This is a genomic window from Moorena bouillonii PNG, from assembly GCF_001942495.1.
Classification (GTDB): Bacteria; Cyanobacteriota; Cyanobacteriia; order Cyanobacteriales; family Coleofasciculaceae; genus Moorena; species Moorena bouillonii.
On the sequence record NZ_MKZS01000002.1, the window covers coordinates 1 to 16,799 of the forward strand.

A 16,799-nucleotide genomic window follows, 5' to 3' on the forward strand; every position below is an offset into this window, starting at 1 on the left:
CTTTCAGAGGAGGAAACTGATGTCTTCTTCCGTGGCTTGATTAAGATGGTGCGAGCACTTCAGGAACGAGGACAAATTCCGGTTTCCAAGATGTGCGTTACCTGTCGCTTCTTTCGACCTAATATTTACTCAGACTCTGATCGCCCTCATCACTGTGCTTTAGTGGATGCCCCCTTTGGGGATCGCCACCTCCGGCTTGAATGCCCAGAGCATATTGCAGCCTCCCCGGAGGCATGCATCGAGCAATGGCAGTCATTCTCGGGCAGAATTATTGGCCCTTCGTGACAGCTTCTCTAGCATTGCTCAACTTGACAAGCATAGGTGAAGAGGGAGTCTGACTCTGATGAAAGTCACAAAAAATTCAGATTGCTTGGACTTGTTGGATACGGGAGTTGATATAGTAACGGTGCAGAAGTTGGCGGGTCATGGGTCGCCGGTGACGACTGCTAAATATGACAGGCGCGGGGAGGAGGCGAAGCGGAGAGCGGTGCAGAATTTGGGATTTTAGGGGCGATCGCCCTATTGTAAGGTAATGGGGGTGCGGTTGAGTGAGAACGGAATGCAGCGGGTTTATTTTGCACTGTTGCCTGTGATCATTGGGCATCGGGTAAATGTAACGGCTCGCAAACAGTAAGCTATAAACTCATTATTTGCGAGCCGCTACATTTAACGTTGCTGAATGGAGTAAGGAAGGCTGAGGTCACCAGAACGAACACTATAGACTTGATAAACACCAAGTAACGGTCTTTCTGAATCAGAAGTATTAACTTCCATGTAGGCAGTTACGCCATCAAATTTAAACTTGATGTTGTGATTAACTCTTTCAGCAGGGACTAAAATCTTGAGGGAATTGTTTTTGGAAACAACACAAAACCCTGGAGAATCCATATACATTTGCATGCCTGGGTTAGTAGGCGGAAGGACTACGCTGTCATCTTCTTTCTCAAACTCTTTTACGGACAAACCACCTGGAACTCGTTCATCTGGAGTTAAGACAACCCAGTGAGTGTGAAAAATCTTACCATCATCACCATAGTTATTATTGTTATCCTCATCCCACAAGGGAGTATCATCGAAATCGGGATGGGAAGTAGCTGCTAAAGCCACAATCCCCTCTGTAGAGTTAAAACCCACATCTTCTGGTTTAAGAGTAGTCGGAAATACATAACCCATAACCGGAGCCGTATCTAGTTGACCAGCAGCATTGGGGAGTGTGTTACCAATAGTGCCTTTTACTTGTTCTTCAAATACTAATAAGTCTAAATCAGACAGATAGGTAACATTAGCTTGGCGAAGTTCTAAATCGGGACTTACAGGAAGAGAGTTAACGGAATTGATTGGTTGTTGAGCGAAAACTGCTAAACAAACAGCAAGACTTGAGATCGCGAAAGCTAAACTAGCCAATTTGATAAAACGTTTCATAAAGCAATCAGAAAAGAGCTACCTAAGTATGATTTGAAGATTCATCAAGCCGCCGATGCGGCTTTTCAGTATTTACAAATACTGGAAAGATGCATTCCCTGTTCCCCGTTCCCCGTTCCCCTTTCCCTATTACCTATAACTTGTAACTATACCAGCGGAAACTGATATATGCAGGTTGACGAGGTTTCAAGATCCATATCTAGTTTTTACTAGTTTTTATAAGCCTACATATAGGGGCAGAACTAGCAAAAGTGTCATCAAGGGCAATCTAGATAATTTTGCCGCTTTCAGTCTTTGGGACTGTCTGGGCACGAGTCGCTATAAAATTGCTAAAAGCTTTACTGAATGATACTTTTAGCGTTTTTAGCTTCTCCGCGATCGCCTCAGTTTTGCTACTGGTAGCCGAAGGCTGCCATATTTGGGGGGAACTCCCCCAACTTCCGATGGGTTAAACCCTTACATAGCAAGCGTTGCCAGCGTTTATTGCCCCTGATGACAGCTTCGCTAGATCTACGCCATATAGTAAACAGGATTAGTTCCTAGGTAAAAATTAAAGAGCAATTTCGGAGCGCAATTATTTTAGATCGCTGATAGATGCTCCGAAATTGATATGGAAGGGTGTTGCCCCAATAACTAAAGCTGGAACGGATTTTACTCCCGCCTTTTCTGCTTCAGCAATGCGTGATTTGTCATTGCCGAGATGCACGACTTCCACTTCATATTTCGAGGGATCGAGACTTTCCGCGAACTGCTCTTCTGCTGTAACACATACTGGGCATCCTGCGTGATAAAATACTGCTTTGGTCGTCATGATTAATTCTCCTGAAATTGTAGACTTTTGCTAGTCCTAAACAGATTTATTTTTACATATATTTAGGACTCCTCACTATAATAACGTTTTTTCCGATCTCGTCAACGGATAAAACCAGATTTTGTATAAATTATTATTAATAAATTCCCTCAGAAAATTGGGTTTAACAAGACCCCCTGGGATTAGGCTTGACTATTTTCGTTTCCTTGTTTAGCATTTAATAAAATCTAGGCATTATTACAAGGCAAACGCATCTAAAGTATAGAAACCTTACTCAGAAGCGATGCAGTGGCCTCAGGGGGGTTTAACCCACTCGCCCTTTGCATGGCTGAGGTGCGACCAGTGGCGAATTTAATTCTTAATGGTAAGAGCGCACCTAACAAAGATTTAAAAATTAATCAGCAAAACTACTTATGGTATGAATCTCATATCCAGTAGCCATTTCAAAATAAGATGGGTTTACCCTGGGCATTATTAAGGAGAAATTATCATCACTAACCCGTTCGATACGTCAAAGAATGCCGTTGGCCACAAAGTAATCGCTGGTCTTGCTAAAATCAGTCTCGCTCTCAAAAGTAAAGCTTGGCAAGATGCAGGTTTACAAGGGCTCACACCAACCCAAGGTCAAATTCTTGCTCTACTGCGATCGCGCTCGTTATCGCCCATGCGACTATCGGAAATAGCTGATGGACTGGCAGTCAAACCAGCAACAGCAAGCGATGCAGTGGCAGTACTTGTGGAAAAGGGCTTAGTTAAGAAAGGTAAAGCGCCAGATGATAGACGGGCGATCGCCATTACCCTGACAGCAAAAGGACAGCAGGAAGCAGATAATGCAGCTAGTTGGCCCGACTTCTTGCTAGCTGCTGTGGATGAGCTTTCAGAGGAGGAAACTGATGTCTTCTTCCGTGGCTTGATTAAGATGGTGCGAGCACTTCAGGAACGAGGACAAATTCCGGTTTCCAAGATGTGCGTTACCTGTCGCTTCTTTCGACCTAATATTTACTCAGACTCTGATCGCCCTCATCACTGTGCTTTAGTGGATGCCCCCTTTGGGGATCGCCACCTCCGGCTTGAATGCCCAGAGCATATTGCAGCCTCCCCGGAGGCATGCATCGAGCAATGGCAGTCATTCTCGGGCAGAATTATTGGCCCTTCGTGACAGCTTCTCTAGCATTGCTCAACTTGACAAGCATAGGTGAAGAGGGAGTCTGACTCTGATGAAAGTCACAAAAAATTCAGATTGCTTGGACTTGTTGGATACGGGAGTTGATATAGTAACGGTGCAGAAGTTGGCGGGTCATGGGTCGCCGGTGACGACTGCTAAATATGACAGGCGCGGGGAGGAGGCGAAGCGGAGAGCGGTGCAGAATTTGGGATTTTAGGGGCGATCGCCCTATTGTAAGGTAATGGGGGTGCGGTTGAGTGAGAACGGAATGCAGCGGGTTTATTTTGCACTGTTGCCTGTGATCATTGGGCATCGGGTAAATGTAACGGCTCGCAAACAGTAAGCTATAAACTCATTATTTGCGAGCCGCTACATTTAACGTTGCTGAATGGAGTAAGGAAGGCTGAGGTCACCAGAACGAACACTATAGACTTGATAAACACCAAGTAACGGTCTTTCTGAATCAGAAGTATTAACTTCCATGTAGGCAGTTACGCCATCAAATTTAAACTTGATGTTGTGATTAACTCTTTCAGCAGGGACTAAAATCTTGAGGGAATTGTTTTTGGAAACAACACAAAACCCTGGAGAATCCATATACATTTGCATGCCTGGGTTAGTAGGCGGAAGGACTACGCTGTCATCTTCTTTCTCAAACTCTTTTACGGACAAACCACCTGGAACTCGTTCATCTGGAGTTAAGACAACCCAGTGAGTGTGAAAAATCTTACCATCATCACCATAGTTATTATTGTTATCCTCATCCCACAAGGGAGTATCATCGAAATCGGGATGGGAAGTAGCTGCTAAAGCCACAATCCCCTCTGTAGAGTTAAAACCCACATCTTCTGGTTTAAGAGTAGTCGGAAATACATAACCCATAACCGGAGCCGTATCTAGTTGACCAGCAGCATTGGGGAGTGTGTTACCAATAGTGCCTTTTACTTGTTCTTCAAATACTAATAAGTCTAAATCAGACAGATAGGTAACATTAGCTTGGCGAAGTTCTAAATCGGGACTTACAGGAAGAGAGTTAACGGAATTGATTGGTTGTTGAGCGAAAACTGCTAAACAAACAGCAAGACTTGAGATCGCGAAAGCTAAACTAGCCAATTTGATAAAACGTTTCATAAAGCAATCAGAAAAGAGCTACCTAAGTATGATTTGAAGATTCATCAAGCCGCCGATGCGGCTTTTCAGTATTTACAAATACTGGAAAGATGCATTCCCTGTTCCCCGTTCCCCGTTCCCCTTTCCCTATTACCTATAACTTGTAACTATACCAGCGGAAACTGATATATGCAGGTTGACGAGGTTTCAAGATCCATATCTAGTTTTTACTAGTTTTTATAAGCCTACATATAGGGGCAGAACTAGCAAAAGTGTCATCAAGGGCAATCTAGATAATTTTGCCGCTTTCAGTCTTTGGGACTGTCTGGGCACGAGTCGCTATAAAATTGCTAAAAGCTTTACTGAATGATACTTTTAGCGTTTTTAGCTTCTCCGCGATCGCCTCAGTTTTGCTACTGGTAGCCGAAGGCTGCCATATTTGGGGGGAACTCCCCCAACTTCCGATGGGTTAAACCCTTACATAGCAAGCGTTGCCAGCGTTTATTGCCCCTGATGACAGCTTCGCTAGATCTACGCCATATAGTAAACAGGATTAGTTCCTAGGTAAAAATTAAAGAGCAATTTCGGAGCGCAATTATTTTAGATCGCTGATAGATGCTCCGAAATTGATATGGAAGGGTGTTGCCCCAATAACTAAAGCTGGAACGGATTTTACTCCCGCCTTTTCTGCTTCAGCAATGCGTGATTTGTCATTGCCGAGATGCACGACTTCCACTTCATATTTCGAGGGATCGAGACTTTCCGCGAACTGCTCTTCTGCTGTAACACATACTGGGCATCCTGCGTGATAAAATACTGCTTTGGTCGTCATGATTAATTCTCCTGAAATTGTAGACTTTTGCTAGTCCTAAACAGATTTATTTTTACATATATTTAGGACTCCTCACTATAATAACGTTTTTTCCGCTCTCGTCAACCGATAAAACCAGATTTTGTATAAAGTTTTATTAAGAAATCCCCTCCGAAAACTGGGTTGAACAAGACCTCCCGCGATTAGGCTTGACTATCTGACGGGGTGACAAGCAGCATTGTTAGCCTTACTGGGTGTGGGGTGTGGGCAAAGGGCGAACGGGTGATTGGAAAAATCGAGGTGCGGGTAGCACGTTGGTAGCGATCGCGCTCGTTATCGCCCATGGGACTATTGGAAATAGCTGATGGACTGGCAGTTAAACCAGCAACAGCAAACAATGCAGTAGCAGTAGTTGTGAAAAAGGGCTTAGTTAAAAAAGGTTTTGCGCCAGATGATAGACGGGCGATTGCCCCCTGACAGCAAAAGGACAGCAGGAAGCAGATAATGCAGCTAGTTGGCTCGACTGCTAGCTGCTGTAGATGAGCTTTCAGAGGAGGAAACTGATGTCTTCTTCCGTGGCTTGATTAAGATGGTGCGAGTACTCCAAGAACGATGACAGATTCCTGTTTTCAAGATGTGCGTTACCTGCCGCTTGTTTCGACCTAATATTTACTCAGACTCTGATCGCCCTCATCACTGTGCTTTAGTAGATGCCCCCTTTGGGGATCGCCACCTCCGGCTTGAATGCCCAGAGCATTTTGCCACCTCCCCGGAGGCGTGCACCGAGCAATGGCAATCATTCTCCTCCGGCAGAATTCAAGGCAACACCTCGTAACCCTTTTTGTAGGAGTTGATCGGATAGATGGGGAAATAAGTTATTACCTGTTGTCTCTTCCAAAAGTGCCTTTTTGATCGATCTTGGCATCTTAACCTTTACTTCGATTTCCATAAGGTCCACTTCCATCAATTGATTCTGGATAGCTTCTACTTGTTTGAGCCATGTTTGCCAAAATAAAGTAGCTTGAAACTCTAATTTTTGGGCAAACATAGCCGTGTCTTTGCGCAATTCGGCAACAGTGACATCGGGAGTTGAACTAATTTCACAGGCGTGACCAACAAACCAATGCTCTAGTCCTGTAGCAGTTACTTCTGGGTGAAACTGTAAACCCAAAGCACATTCACCCCAGCTAAAGGCTTGGTTCTTGTACTTTGAACTAGAGGCTAGACGAGTAGCACCATCAGGAAGGTCAAAAGTATCCCCATGCCAGTGTAGGACTGCAGTATGTTCTTTGGCTAAATAGTTCAAAGGTGACTTTTGACCTGCATAGCTCAGCTCTATGGGTGCCCAGCCAATTTCTTTGACACCACCGGGGTAAACCCTTGCCCCCAGAGCCCTTGCCATCAGTTGAGCCCCCAAGCATATACCGATGGTGGGTAAATTAGCGGCTAAACGCTGCTCGATGATGTGAAGTTCGTCTTTTAGAAAAGGATAATCCGATTCGTCGTAGGCTCCAATCGGCCCACCTAAAATTATGACCAAGTCTGGATAGAGAAAATCTATTCTATCTAGATAAACAGAAGCAGCCTTGATATAGGTGACATGATAACCCTGTTGCTCGAGAACCTGATGTAAACTGCCTAGATCTTCAAAGCAAACGTGTGTGATGGCGATCGCATTTTTAGTCATAACTTGTACTCAATTGATGGTATTTTGCTAAAGTTTCATCCAACTGTAGTCGTTCCAGAGGAAAGTGTGAGAACCAAATTCATCGTTGTGGGCTTAGTTAGATCTGAATTTCAGTCCTCACCTGCATCTTCAGTTAAGAAGATTGGCCTGGGCGAAGCTATCGATCCCGCGCTGGGAGTCTAAAATGCCCAACTCTTTGGCGAGCTTAGTAATCCCGTTATAATCAATGCGCATCAGGTTAACCTCGTTGTCTCTTGCGCAATCACCAATCACCTCTTTAGTATGTGGAAAGCCGATCTGAGCCAACATTGCTTCCCATACACCAAGCTCGATATTGGCAAACCAGTTAACTGGTTTGGGCAGCATTTCTATGAAGAATTCCTTCTGTTGTTTAGTCAGTTTGCTGTAAACCAACTTAGCCAAATTTTTAAAGATAGGGCTATGAGCCATCTCGTCACGGCGATGCATATCAACGGTCAATCGGTTGAATGGCTGAATAGTGCTATCCTCTGCTAAAAGCTTGAGATAGTCACTGATGAAAACTTCGGAGACGATCGCCGTTACCAACTGAACGATCATTTTTTGCCAATCTTCCGACCAACGGTCTTGCTCCTGACGCATCTTCATCACAAGATTGAACTCCGGCAACCTCAGGGACTCTAAACCCCTTTGCTTGCGGGTAATGGAGCAAGCGTTGTTGACTAGTAACACGTGGAAAGCTTCATCGGTAAGTGTCTCGATCGCAATCTTCTGACTGATGTCATCCTCTGTTCCGGGTACATTTTTATAAATAATATCGGAACAGGCAGGGACAACTATTTTTAATTCAATGGCGGTAGTTTTCTCATTGTAAGCCAGCCAGCCGCAGGAGAGAATTTTATTCTGGACTTCCTCGGATGCTTCTTTGAAACGAGGATGGTTTTTAAATGGCAACAAATCCACGCGAAAGTCTTTCAAAGTTGGATCGAATTTCGGATTGGGCTCCTGCTTCTTCACTTGTGCTCGTTGAGGCCACTTATTGGAGATCTTTTCTAGTAAGGTGCGGCAATGGGAGTCGTCATGAGAGTTGAAATTTCTCTCTTTGAGTGAAAGAGTAGCTGTATTCTGAAATTGACTATTGTTTAAAGTTTTCATTTTTAACTCTCCAAATGTTTTGATTTAATCAAACTAATCGGCATTTGATTTGCCTCATGAGGCAAAAGAAGATCGAACCGCTCAATTCCTCTCCCCCTCTCCCTCTCTCCCTCTGTGTCCAAACATGCTTTCTTACATGCTCAGCAGCTGATTAGAAAAGTGGGAAGCAGCGAACTCCCCACCCTGTTACTACTTAGCGAGAAGCACCAGCAGCAAAGCCACCGTGAACTCCTTGAAGTCCGTCTTCCGAGCTATAGACCTTAGCAACCGTATCTGTTTCGGTATCGATCTTGATCAGGTAATTGGAGCGGTAACTGGCGACGTAAACCGCACTACCATCGGCTGAAGGACTCAACCCGTGGGCAATCTGGAAATCTGCAGGCAAGTCTTCACCAGGCTTAAGACGCTTGATAAACTCTGGGTTATCCTTGTCACTGATGTCATACACCGCTATATAGCCGTCTTCACCAAAGGTGCCATCTAAAGAATCTTCTTCAGCAACATACAGCTTGTCCCCCACGACAATCAGGTCAGAAGGATTGCGGAAAATACCCGTGTCATCAGCAGTAGCTGCCGTACCAATAATCCGCTCTGCAGTTCCCTCAACGGCATCGATCAGCCAAATTCCCGGACCAACAATATCAACACCTTCTGGAGTCAGGGAAGTTGGACCGTACTGCATGTTGGCAGTGTAGGCATAGCGATCGTCAATCCAACTGACATAGTGGGTGAATGCACCATTGCCCTCAGGGGAGCTAAGAGTGATATTATCTTCATAGCTCACGGTATTGTCTGGATTAACCTTGTATAAATCAATGTCATAGAGATCCCAGTAGTAACTTGGTGACAAGGCAATCGTACCGGAGGGGTTGTAGAACACACCGTGGGTTTGCTCGGTAACTCCTTCAATGACCAGCGGGTCAAAGCCTTCTACAAGTTCGTTAGTCTCATCGTTAATGAAAAAGAGGCGATCACTCGTCCACTGGGAGAACTGGATGATAGGTGACCCAGGCTGGATAGACGGGCCGTGAACCTGGTTCCAAGCCTGTGCAGGCCAGGACTGAATCGGTTGACTATCATCGACCTGAGATAAACCTATGGGATAAACAGTGGGTTCCCCCGCTTCAGCCGTCTTAAAAGTAGAGACAACACTCAAGTCAGCAGTTCCGGCCTCCCAGTCAAGGGAACGGATTTCGGCTCCGACAATAGCGTTAGCAATTTGCAGGGAACCATTCACCGTCATATAAATCTTCTGCTCGTCAGGAGTAATCAGGATATGCTCGACAAAAGTAGATTCAATAAAGCCTTCAGTAGAAGCTTCGTATGTTCCGTCTCCAGGAACTTCTTCAACTTGACCCCGTAAGACTCCCCCTGGAATGTCAAATTCGTTTGTATGTACCTGTAAATAGAGATTGCCAGCCAACAGTTCGTCAGCATATTCAGATACTGTCTTGGTGGTCAGGGGTTCTATGCCACTCAGGACATCGCTCAAGTGATGATCCGGGACACCATTGGAGGTATTAGAGTTGTTGGCAGAATTAATTGAGTCAAGATTATCCCAGATTCCAGTGATGGTGTTGTTCTCAAAATCGAACACCGCATCATCATCATCTTCACCTGGTAGACCAAAAATATTCAGGGTATGTGGCCCAATACGTTCAGCTCCTTGAGAGCCAGAGTGGAGGTGAATAGCAGTCACATCGTCTGCGGTTGTCTCTGTGGAAGTTCCACCGAGGTCTACTCCTTCCAACTCAATGGTATACTTAATCGCAGGTCCTTCTTTGCCAAAGTTGGCTCCGGTTGGATCTAAAACAAGCTTCATGATTCCGCTCGCACCGCTTCCGATGGGACTTGGCTCGCCTTCGGGGATATAAACCTGTTCTGGAGTCAATTCAGCCTCAAAATAACGGGGTTCAGTGGAACGAAGTTGTGTCTCAACCTCTTCCCAACCCTCAATATCATCTAGTGGAAGCAGGATCATTTGATCTGTTTCAGTATTAACCAGTGCTAATTCCCGGCTATCTTCATTAGAAACCGTATACAGAACCCGATTCATGGTAAAATCTAGATCGAAATGAGCGAGGTTTCCCCACTGGTCTTTTGCTTGTAGGTGAAGGGTTTGTTCTCCATCTCCCAGTGCAGAACCATTGATTTGCTCTAGCAGAGGCCGATTTAGAGAGAAACTACCGTCTGGGTTCACCGTATGGGTGATATCGGTGAAATTTTCATCATCCAAGCTCCCATAAAGCCTCGTTACCTGGCTCGCATCAGTAACAACTCCGCTTATAGAAGGATCTGCTGTAATGCGATCACTATTGGTTCCACCATCATTAGTAGTATCGTTACTCAGATCTGCTGAGAGTAATGGTGCTTCATAGTCATCGTTCCTAAACAGCGTTCTTAAAACCTTTCTGGCATCTCTTGTTGTAACTCTTCCATCTCCATTCACATCAAGGGGATCTCCAGACTCCACTTTAGTTCCACTGGCGCGAACGATCAGAGCTAGATCGTCGGTATCTAAATCGCCATCGCTGTCTGCATCACCTGTTAGAGGATCTTTGTAATTTGAGCGATATTCTACCAGGCGCGCGTTCCAATGAGCAGGTAAACTGCCCTTGGGTCGCGCCTGAGGATCGTTTTGATGGTGCCCAGTGATGATATCTATGCCATCAGTGTTTGCTATTGTCTCAATCGTGTCACTGTTTAGGACACTATAGCTGATCAATTCTGGATCTTGAAGCCAAACAGCCTTCTGATCGAGTGAGATGGACTCCAGGTCAAAAGTTTGAGCCCCGATAAGCCCAAGTCGATCTGGTTCTAAATTCAGGTTTTCAACTCCAGGTAGAAGACCATTTTCTTCTCTGAAGAGACCGTCATTTGAACCAAATGGGGCGGATTCTTGAAAAATTGTCGGATCTTCCATTATTTTTTCCTTAAATAAAAAAAAGAAAAAGAAGCAGTAGAAGTGGCTAATACCCTTTACTAAGGCAGCTGGCAATTAGTTGCCTGTAACCCCATGTTTGGATGTCCTTGAGGTGGACAGTAAACAACAGATTCTTTCATAAAGCTCACCTGGTATACATTCGGCATCAAGCCATTCCATCAAGTTATAGACGGTCGAGATAATGGCAACCTGATGTATTTGATCGCCTATGATTCGATAGTATGGAAAGCAACCAAGAATTAAAATCCCAAAAATTCAGCTCTTTTAACGGTCAATTCATATGAACTTTATGAATAATCCTGTAAGCATTCAGCGGTCAGTGGTCAGTGGTCAGCAGTCAGTGGTCAGCGGTCAGTGGTCAGCGGTCAGTGGTCAGCCGTGAGCTAAAAGCTCACGCTACGCGAACAGCGGTCAGCTTATTTTATTCAAAAGTACCGATCTAGTAGCGTGGCACAGGCTTTGGCCTTTGGCCACGCTGTGCGAACGACGCTGGGAGGTAAGGCATAAGCTGATACGCGACACCCTAATAGCTGATACGCGACACGCTGATAGCTGTTGGCGTAGCCTGCGCGTAGCGCATATGCTTACATAATCCTCATGAATGGGATAATAGGGACAGTCAGTCAAGGGAGTTGCTAGTCATGAACCCCACTCAGAACTCAGGATGCCCGATCCAGCAGTTACGACTTACACACCCAGACATGTCATACTACATCCGGGTTAAAAAACCCTGGAAAACCCAATCCTTGAGGTGCTCCCGAAAGTTTTTGTAGCCGGGACTTTCAGTCCTCTGGGCTTAAAAGGAGCTATAGGGTTTATCATACTTATGAGGTATATTCAATGTCTTGATGCCGTCGCTCATGGTCAAGGTTGCTGTGTGGGTCACCTGGGTCAGCACCTGTCTTGATGCAGTCGCTGATGGGGGAAACCCCCTTTGGCGGCGCTGCCTCCCTTTGACCGCACTGGCTCCCTTTGACCGCGCTGCATCGCTACTCCCTACTCCCTACTGCCATTAACCCAGGACTTTGTACCTCACCCAATTGAGTACTGCTATATAATAAATAGGGGCAGTCAGTCCTGACTTTTCAGGGCTTCTGGGGAAAACACCATCAAATAAGGGTTTCAGCTCAACATCTTATTATCAAAAAACTAGGCTTAATGATCATGGCTAACGCTATAATAGCGATGCAGCCAAGCCAAAGGGGGTTTCTCCCACTCGCGCTTGGGATCAAGACAAGGCTTGGCGGATTCAGAAATGAGCGCGATCCTAAGCATTGAGCCGCTACGGGAACGGGTTGAAGAAAAAAGATCCCGTCAAAAGTCAGCAGTCAGTCAAGGGAGTTGTCATGAACCCCACACAGAAATCAGGATGCCCGATCGAGCAGTTAGGACTTACGCACCCAGAGGTTTCATACCACATCCGGGTTAAAAAACCCCTGGAAAACCCAGTCCTTGAGGTGCTCCCAAAAGTTTATTTAGCCGCGAGTTTCAGTTTTTTGGGCTTAACAGCAGCTATAAAAGGGGATTTGGTATAAAACATCTGTAATTCCCCCTTCCCTGTTCCGTGTTCCTCATTGACATTCATCATGGATATTGACAAATTCCTAACCCAATTAAATAATTTGCTGATTGGCAAGGGAGAAAAAGAGCTGTCTCCTCGTGATCAGAAGATAATCCAAGACTCTTGGGCAGGTCAAACCTACGAAGACATGAATATTCCTGGATACACCATCGATTATATTAAGAAGATCGCTGCTCCTGCCTTATGGAAGAAACTGTCAGACCTAACAGGACAACGTGTCACCAAAAAAAATCTTCGGCTAGTTCTTGAGTCAGTCCCAAAACCGTCAACCTCTATTCCTGAGCCGACCCAGAGTAGTCCCCTCTTCAAACTCGATTTAAGTGACGCACCCTATGTATCGGATTTCTACGGACGCACCAACGAACTGGCTCAGCTAGAGCAATGGATTGTCACAGATAACTGTCCATTGGTGGCTCTTTTGGGCATTACTGGCATTGGCAAAACTGCCTTGTCAGCGAAGCTAGTTGAACAGATTAAGGATCAGTTTGAGTATGTGATTTGGCGTACCCTCAACCATACTCCATCTGTTGAAGAACTTCTGAGTGACCTGATCCAATTCTTGTCCAACCATCAGGAAAACCCTTCATCAACAACTCTAGATAACCTGGTATCGCGACTAATGTATTACCTAAACCAGCATCGTTGTTTGGTAGTGCTTGATCAAGTAGAAGCGATCATGGATGCTGGTCAATCCTCTGGAATTTACAAAGAGGGCTACCAGGGGTATGGAAATTTACTGCAATCTATTGGGTACAAACGCCATCAAAGCTGCTTGTTGTTGACCAGTCAAGAACCTCCCCAGGAAGTTAAGGAACTAGTAATCAGGGCAGGAAGAATTCGGGAATTCCAACTCAAAGGCTTGAGAAAGGAAGAAGCCAAAGCACTCTTGTCAAACTACGGTCTTTCTAAATCTGTGCATGGAGTGGGACAACTAATTGATAGGTACAAAGGTCATCCCTTAGCCTTAAAGATTGCGGTTAGGACGATCCAAAACTGCCATAATGGTAAAATTTCGGATTTTCTCAAAGGGTCATTATTTATTGGTGATGTTTTGCTCAGTCTCCTCGACCAGCAATTTTATCACTTATCAGATTTTGATCAAGAGCTAATGAACTATTTAGCCATGGCTACCGAGCCAGTCTCAACTCAACACTTGCTAGCTGAATTTTCTTCATATCCCAACAGAGCGACTTCAGAAATAAAGACATCTCTAAATAATTTGTTACAACGTTCACTTATTGAAAAAAATTATCAGGATATGGGGGAAGTCTTCTTTACCCTAGATCCTGTAATTAAAAAGTATCTTAACAAACGTTTGTACCAGGGTGGCTGATTTAAGTAACTATGATTCAGATCGGACAGGAAATACACAATCGTTATAAAGTTATTAAAAAGTTAGGTAGCGGTAACTTTAGTCAAACCTTTGAGGTAGAAGATTTGCTTGGTATTAACTCAAGTAACTTAGGCAAAATGAAAGTGCTGAAAGTCCTGAAATTAAGTTACTATAGCAATTCAAAGATGAGAGAAAAAGTCGTTGAGCTGTTTCAGCGAGAAGTAGAAGTGTTGAAGCAGCTCAATCATCCAGGAATTCCCCGAGTTGAGCCAGATAGCTACTTCCGTTTTGTGCCTAATAAAAATAACCAAGACGACTTCTTACACTGCTTGGTGATGGAGAAGATTGATGGACTAACGTTGGAAGAGTGGCTGGGACAGAACAATCAACTAATTACTGAAGCACAGGCAATTGACTGGCTAAAACAACTGATAGTAATACTTAATGAAATCCATCCCAAGTATTTACATAGGGATATTAAACCTGATAACATCATGGTCAGACCCAATGGACAACTGGTATTAATTGACTTTGGCGCAGTTAAAGCACTAACCCAAAAATACATTATTCAACAACAAATTACTTCGCAAAATACCAGTATTGGAACCCTAGGATATATGCCGCCAGAGATGATGAATGAACATGAAGCTTATCCACAATCTGATTTTTTTTCCTTAGGTCGTACCTTTGTGCGGTTGCTCAGTCGTAAACACCCTAGTGATTTTACACAAGACTTACAAACTCAAAAGTTGTTCTGGCGAAATGAAGTTAAATTTGTTTCTAAGAGACTGTTGGATCTAATAGATTTTCTAATGGAACATGATTGGAAAAATCGTCCCAAAAATACCCAGGAAATTCTGTTGTATATGTTAGATTTTATGATGGTTACGACGGCCAATAATCATTATAAAAATCCCAATATCGTAGGAAGTAAAAGGGGTAAGCTTAGCAATTATAATTTTATTAATTCAGGGTTATTAATTTTTAGCATTGTCCTCAACTTCTTTTTAATTGGTTTACTTATTAAAGTATACTATCTAATGCCTGTTGTAGTTTTGCTACTGTTTGTAGTCGTCAGTATCCTGTCCATATCACTAGTATTTCCTTTAGAATTTCCTTTATTCATTAAAAGAGTATACAAGCTGTTACTGTCTAGTAAAATATCTCTCTTCTGTCACTCTGGGAGACGTAACATGAAGAAGAAACCTCTGAAACCCTGAGGTCAAGTATGGTAAAGGCGAGACAGGCGTAAGCATTCAGCTATCAGCTATCAGCTATCAGCTATCAGCCGTCAGCTATCAGCTATCAGCCGTCAGCTATCAGCTTATGCGCTACGCGCAAGCTACGCAAACAGCTTTTGAATAAAACAGGTAAGCATTGGTTTAATCTGAGTTACCTCCAAGGGTCGAAGCCTGTGCCACAAAGCTGTTCGCGTAGCGTGAGCCTTGGCCGTTGGCCACGCTACGCTAATAGCTCACGGCTGACGGCTGACGGCTGACGGCTGACGGCTGACGGCTGAATGCTTACACACAGGCTGCTTCCACCACAGTGAGATTTGTAGATAGATACTGTGAATTGTACAAAGACTTATTTAAAGACTTATTTGTAGAAGTAAGAGCCTATGGCTTTTCCGGACTTACTATGCCAAACTGTTAGTTCAAACAACTCCAAAGATAGCTATCCCTTGATGTTATACTTCAACGTCCTAAACTAACGGTAAATAATTGCCAAAATTATTGTGTACCAATAATTTTGGACATCATAGGAATAATTTACCATCATAGGTACGGAAAAGCCTTAAATAATGGGTTTATTGGCTTGCTGTTTAACAATTTCCCACAGATTTGCGCTGCGCTGACGGGAGCTTGCTAGCTGGTCATGGGAAGCTTTCAATTCTGCACGATATATTCCTTCAAGGGTACTGAGTTTAGTGTCATATAGTGTTTTTGCCTGACGTTCAATTTCAGCCTTGCTAGCATCTAGTGGTACTTCAAGCCTAATCAAAAATGAACCACTGCTCTTCTTTTCGATAGCTTGGATTGATAGGTATTCCTCACCGTATTCTTCCCTCAGCTGTTGAAAGGAAAGCAAAAAAGCTTTCCAGTCAATACCATTACTGAATGTCAGGTCAACAGTTTCCAAGGCTTTCTGAAACAGACAAGTAAACTCTCCTGGGGCAAAGTTCTGAGTTTCATTCTTAGGGCGACGTTCAATGAATTTGTCTTGTGTATAGTCATATTTTAGATAAGCATACTCACAAATCACATGCTTCAGCTTCGTGCCCTGATTAATTTTCCAATCTTCCAGACAAGCTCCGGTAAAGATTACTTCAGTAAAATTACAGTCTAATGCTTGAGTCCTAATCAAGTAAGCTTCCCTCAGGTCAGCCTTGGTGAGGTTAGCTTCGCTCAAATCAGTCCCGCTCAGGTCAGCCCCGCTCAGGTCAGTCTTGGTCAGGTCAGCTTTATGGAAGTTAGCTCCACTAAGGTCAGCTTTGCTGAGGTTAGCTAGGCTCAGGTCAGCTTTGCTCAGGTCAGCCCAACTGAGGTCAGCACCCCTGAGGTCCGCCTGGCTTAGGTCGGCATTTCTAAACTCAGCTAGACTGGGGTTAGCACCACTAAGGTTAGCCCTGCCAAGGTAACACCCACAAAGGTCTGTTTTGCTGAGGTTAACTCTACTGAGGTTAGCCTTGTAGAGGTTAGCAGAGCGGAGCTTAGGAGTCATGTAAAAATAACTTTAACAATATAGTCCCGAGAAAGAGGCTTAATTACATAGTTCCATTCCCCATGAAAAGAGTTTC

15 protein-coding genes and 3 pseudogenes are annotated in these 16,799 nt (G+C 44.2%); 9 read left to right on the forward strand and 9 right to left on the reverse strand.

Annotation, left to right across the window (positions count from 1 at the left end; genetic code table 11):
* Both BJP37_RS33825 and BJP37_RS44800 read left to right on the forward strand, forming a co-directional pair.
* Positions 1-285: pseudogene (locus tag BJP37_RS33825) on the forward strand (MarR family winged helix-turn-helix transcriptional regulator); the annotation flags it as partial.
* A gap of 82 nt (positions 286-367) precedes the next feature.
* Positions 368-508 (forward strand): annotated as a pseudogene (locus tag BJP37_RS44800) (integrase); the annotation flags it as partial.
* 158 nt (positions 509-666) lie between these two features.
* On the opposite strand, the gene BJP37_RS33830 reads toward BJP37_RS44800, so the two are convergent.
* Positions 667-1,422 (reverse strand): hypothetical protein, encoded by a 756-nt coding sequence (locus BJP37_RS33830; RefSeq protein ID WP_075906758.1) that lies wholly within the window; start codon positions 1,420-1,422, stop codon positions 667-669.
* Between the two features lie 574 nt (positions 1,423-1,996).
* The gene (locus BJP37_RS33835) at positions 1,997-2,233 is read right to left on the reverse strand and encodes a thioredoxin domain-containing protein (RefSeq protein WP_075906760.1); all 237 of its coding nucleotides are present in this window, start codon (positions 2,231-2,233) and stop codon (positions 1,997-1,999) included.
* Between the two features lie 556 nt (positions 2,234-2,789).
* On the opposite strand from BJP37_RS33835, the gene BJP37_RS33840 reads away from it, so the two are divergent.
* Positions 2,790-3,392: a MarR family winged helix-turn-helix transcriptional regulator gene (locus BJP37_RS33840; protein WP_269087145.1), complete on the forward strand. Its 603-nt coding sequence runs from the start codon at positions 2,790-2,792 to the stop codon at positions 3,390-3,392.
* An 82-nt stretch (positions 3,393-3,474) separates the two neighbouring features.
* Positions 3,475-3,615 (forward strand): annotated as a pseudogene (locus BJP37_RS44805) (integrase); the annotation flags it as partial.
* A gap of 158 nt (positions 3,616-3,773) precedes the next feature.
* Here the strand turns inward: BJP37_RS44805 and BJP37_RS33845 are convergent.
* From BJP37_RS33845 to BJP37_RS40560, 3 genes are all read right to left on the reverse strand, one after another.
* Positions 3,774-4,529 carry a hypothetical protein gene (locus BJP37_RS33845; protein ID WP_075906758.1) on the reverse strand — a complete coding sequence of 252 codons (756 nt, stop codon included), beginning with the start codon at positions 4,527-4,529 and terminating at the stop codon, positions 3,774-3,776.
* Between the two features lie 574 nt (positions 4,530-5,103).
* Positions 5,104-5,340, reverse strand: a complete 237-nt coding sequence (locus BJP37_RS33850) for a thioredoxin domain-containing protein (protein WP_075906760.1) — start codon at positions 5,338-5,340, stop codon at positions 5,104-5,106.
* A 182-nt stretch (positions 5,341-5,522) separates the two neighbouring features.
* Positions 5,523-5,663: a hypothetical protein gene (locus tag BJP37_RS40560; protein WP_198954371.1), complete on the reverse strand. Its 141-nt coding sequence runs from the start codon at positions 5,661-5,663 to the stop codon at positions 5,523-5,525.
* Positions 5,664-5,670: 7 nt separating this feature from the next.
* Here BJP37_RS40560 and BJP37_RS44175 point away from each other — a divergent pair, with 7 nt between their 5' ends.
* Positions 5,671-5,796: a hypothetical protein gene (locus BJP37_RS44175; protein ID WP_269087144.1), complete on the forward strand. Its 126-nt coding sequence runs from the start codon at positions 5,671-5,673 to the stop codon at positions 5,794-5,796.
* Positions 5,797-6,115: 319 nt separating this feature from the next.
* On the opposite strand, the gene BJP37_RS33855 is transcribed toward BJP37_RS44175, so the two are convergent.
* The 3 genes from BJP37_RS33855 to BJP37_RS33865 all read right to left on the reverse strand — a co-directional run bounded on the left by BJP37_RS33855 (position 6,116) and on the right by BJP37_RS33865 (position 11,063).
* Positions 6,116-7,006, reverse strand: coding sequence for a glutamine amidotransferase (locus tag BJP37_RS33855; RefSeq protein ID WP_075906764.1), 891 nt, complete (start codon positions 7,004-7,006; stop codon positions 6,116-6,118).
* A 129-nt stretch (positions 7,007-7,135) separates the two neighbouring features.
* Positions 7,136-8,140, reverse strand: a complete 1,005-nt coding sequence (locus BJP37_RS33860; protein WP_075906766.1) for a diiron oxygenase — start codon at positions 8,138-8,140, stop codon at positions 7,136-7,138.
* Between the two features lie 193 nt (positions 8,141-8,333).
* Entirely contained in the window at positions 8,334-11,063 is a 2,730-nt protein-coding gene (locus BJP37_RS33865; RefSeq protein WP_075906768.1) for a CHRD domain-containing protein, read from the reverse strand.
* A gap of 869 nt (positions 11,064-11,932) precedes the next feature.
* Between BJP37_RS33865 and BJP37_RS40565 the strand changes: the two genes are divergently transcribed.
* The 4 genes from BJP37_RS40565 (at position 11,933) to BJP37_RS40570 (ending at position 15,497) form a co-directional block, all read left to right on the forward strand.
* Positions 11,933-12,100 (forward strand): hypothetical protein, encoded by a 168-nt coding sequence (locus BJP37_RS40565; protein ID WP_158069891.1) that lies wholly within the window; start codon positions 11,933-11,935, stop codon positions 12,098-12,100.
* Positions 12,101-12,670: 570 nt separating this feature from the next.
* Entirely contained in the window at positions 12,671-13,999 is a 1,329-nt protein-coding gene (locus BJP37_RS33870) for a helix-turn-helix domain-containing protein (RefSeq protein WP_075906770.1), read from the forward strand.
* Between the two features lie 11 nt (positions 14,000-14,010).
* A complete protein-coding gene (locus BJP37_RS33875) occupies positions 14,011-15,219 on the forward strand; it encodes a serine/threonine protein kinase (RefSeq protein ID WP_075906772.1) in 1,209 nt (402 codons plus the stop codon).
* Positions 15,220-15,356: 137 nt separating this feature from the next.
* Complete coding sequence (locus tag BJP37_RS40570; RefSeq protein WP_158069892.1) at positions 15,357-15,497, forward strand: hypothetical protein; 141 nt, start codon at positions 15,357-15,359, stop codon at positions 15,495-15,497.
* Between the two features lie 299 nt (positions 15,498-15,796).
* Here BJP37_RS40570 and BJP37_RS33880 read toward each other — a convergent pair whose 3' ends face one another.
* Positions 15,797-16,723: a pentapeptide repeat-containing protein gene (locus tag BJP37_RS33880; protein WP_075906774.1), complete on the reverse strand. Its 927-nt coding sequence runs from the start codon at positions 16,721-16,723 to the stop codon at positions 15,797-15,799.
* Between the last annotated feature and the right edge of the window lie 76 nt (positions 16,724-16,799).

Bases quoted from the DNA above. Each gene is read 5' to 3' on its own strand.
- BJP37_RS33855 (WP_075906764.1), bottom strand. From the start codon at position 7,006: ATGACTAAAAATGCGATCGCCATCACACACGTTTGCTTTGAAGATCTA.
- BJP37_RS33850 (WP_075906760.1), bottom strand. From the start codon at position 5,340: ATGACGACCAAAGCAGTATTTTATCACGCAGGATGCCCAGTATGTGTT.
- BJP37_RS33835 (WP_075906760.1), bottom strand. From the start codon at position 2,233: ATGACGACCAAAGCAGTATTTTATCACGCAGGATGCCCAGTATGTGTT.
- BJP37_RS33875 (WP_075906772.1), top strand. From the start codon at position 14,011: ATGATTCAGATCGGACAGGAAATACACAATCGTTATAAAGTTATTAAA.
- BJP37_RS40560 (WP_198954371.1), bottom strand. From the start codon at position 5,663: ATGGGCGATAACGAGCGCGATCGCTACCAACGTGCTACCCGCACCTCG.
- BJP37_RS33870 (WP_075906770.1), top strand. From the start codon at position 12,671: ATGGATATTGACAAATTCCTAACCCAATTAAATAATTTGCTGATTGGC.
- BJP37_RS33865 (WP_075906768.1), bottom strand. From the start codon at position 11,063: ATGGAAGATCCGACAATTTTTCAAGAATCCGCCCCATTTGGTTCAAAT.
- BJP37_RS33860 (WP_075906766.1), bottom strand. From the start codon at position 8,140: ATGAAAACTTTAAACAATAGTCAATTTCAGAATACAGCTACTCTTTCA.
- BJP37_RS40565 (WP_158069891.1), top strand. From the start codon at position 11,933: ATGCCGTCGCTCATGGTCAAGGTTGCTGTGTGGGTCACCTGGGTCAGC.
- BJP37_RS33845 (WP_075906758.1), bottom strand. From the start codon at position 4,529: ATGAAACGTTTTATCAAATTGGCTAGTTTAGCTTTCGCGATCTCAAGT.
- BJP37_RS33880 (WP_075906774.1), bottom strand. From the start codon at position 16,723: ATGACTCCTAAGCTCCGCTCTGCTAACCTCTACAAGGCTAACCTCAGT.
- BJP37_RS33830 (WP_075906758.1), bottom strand. From the start codon at position 1,422: ATGAAACGTTTTATCAAATTGGCTAGTTTAGCTTTCGCGATCTCAAGT.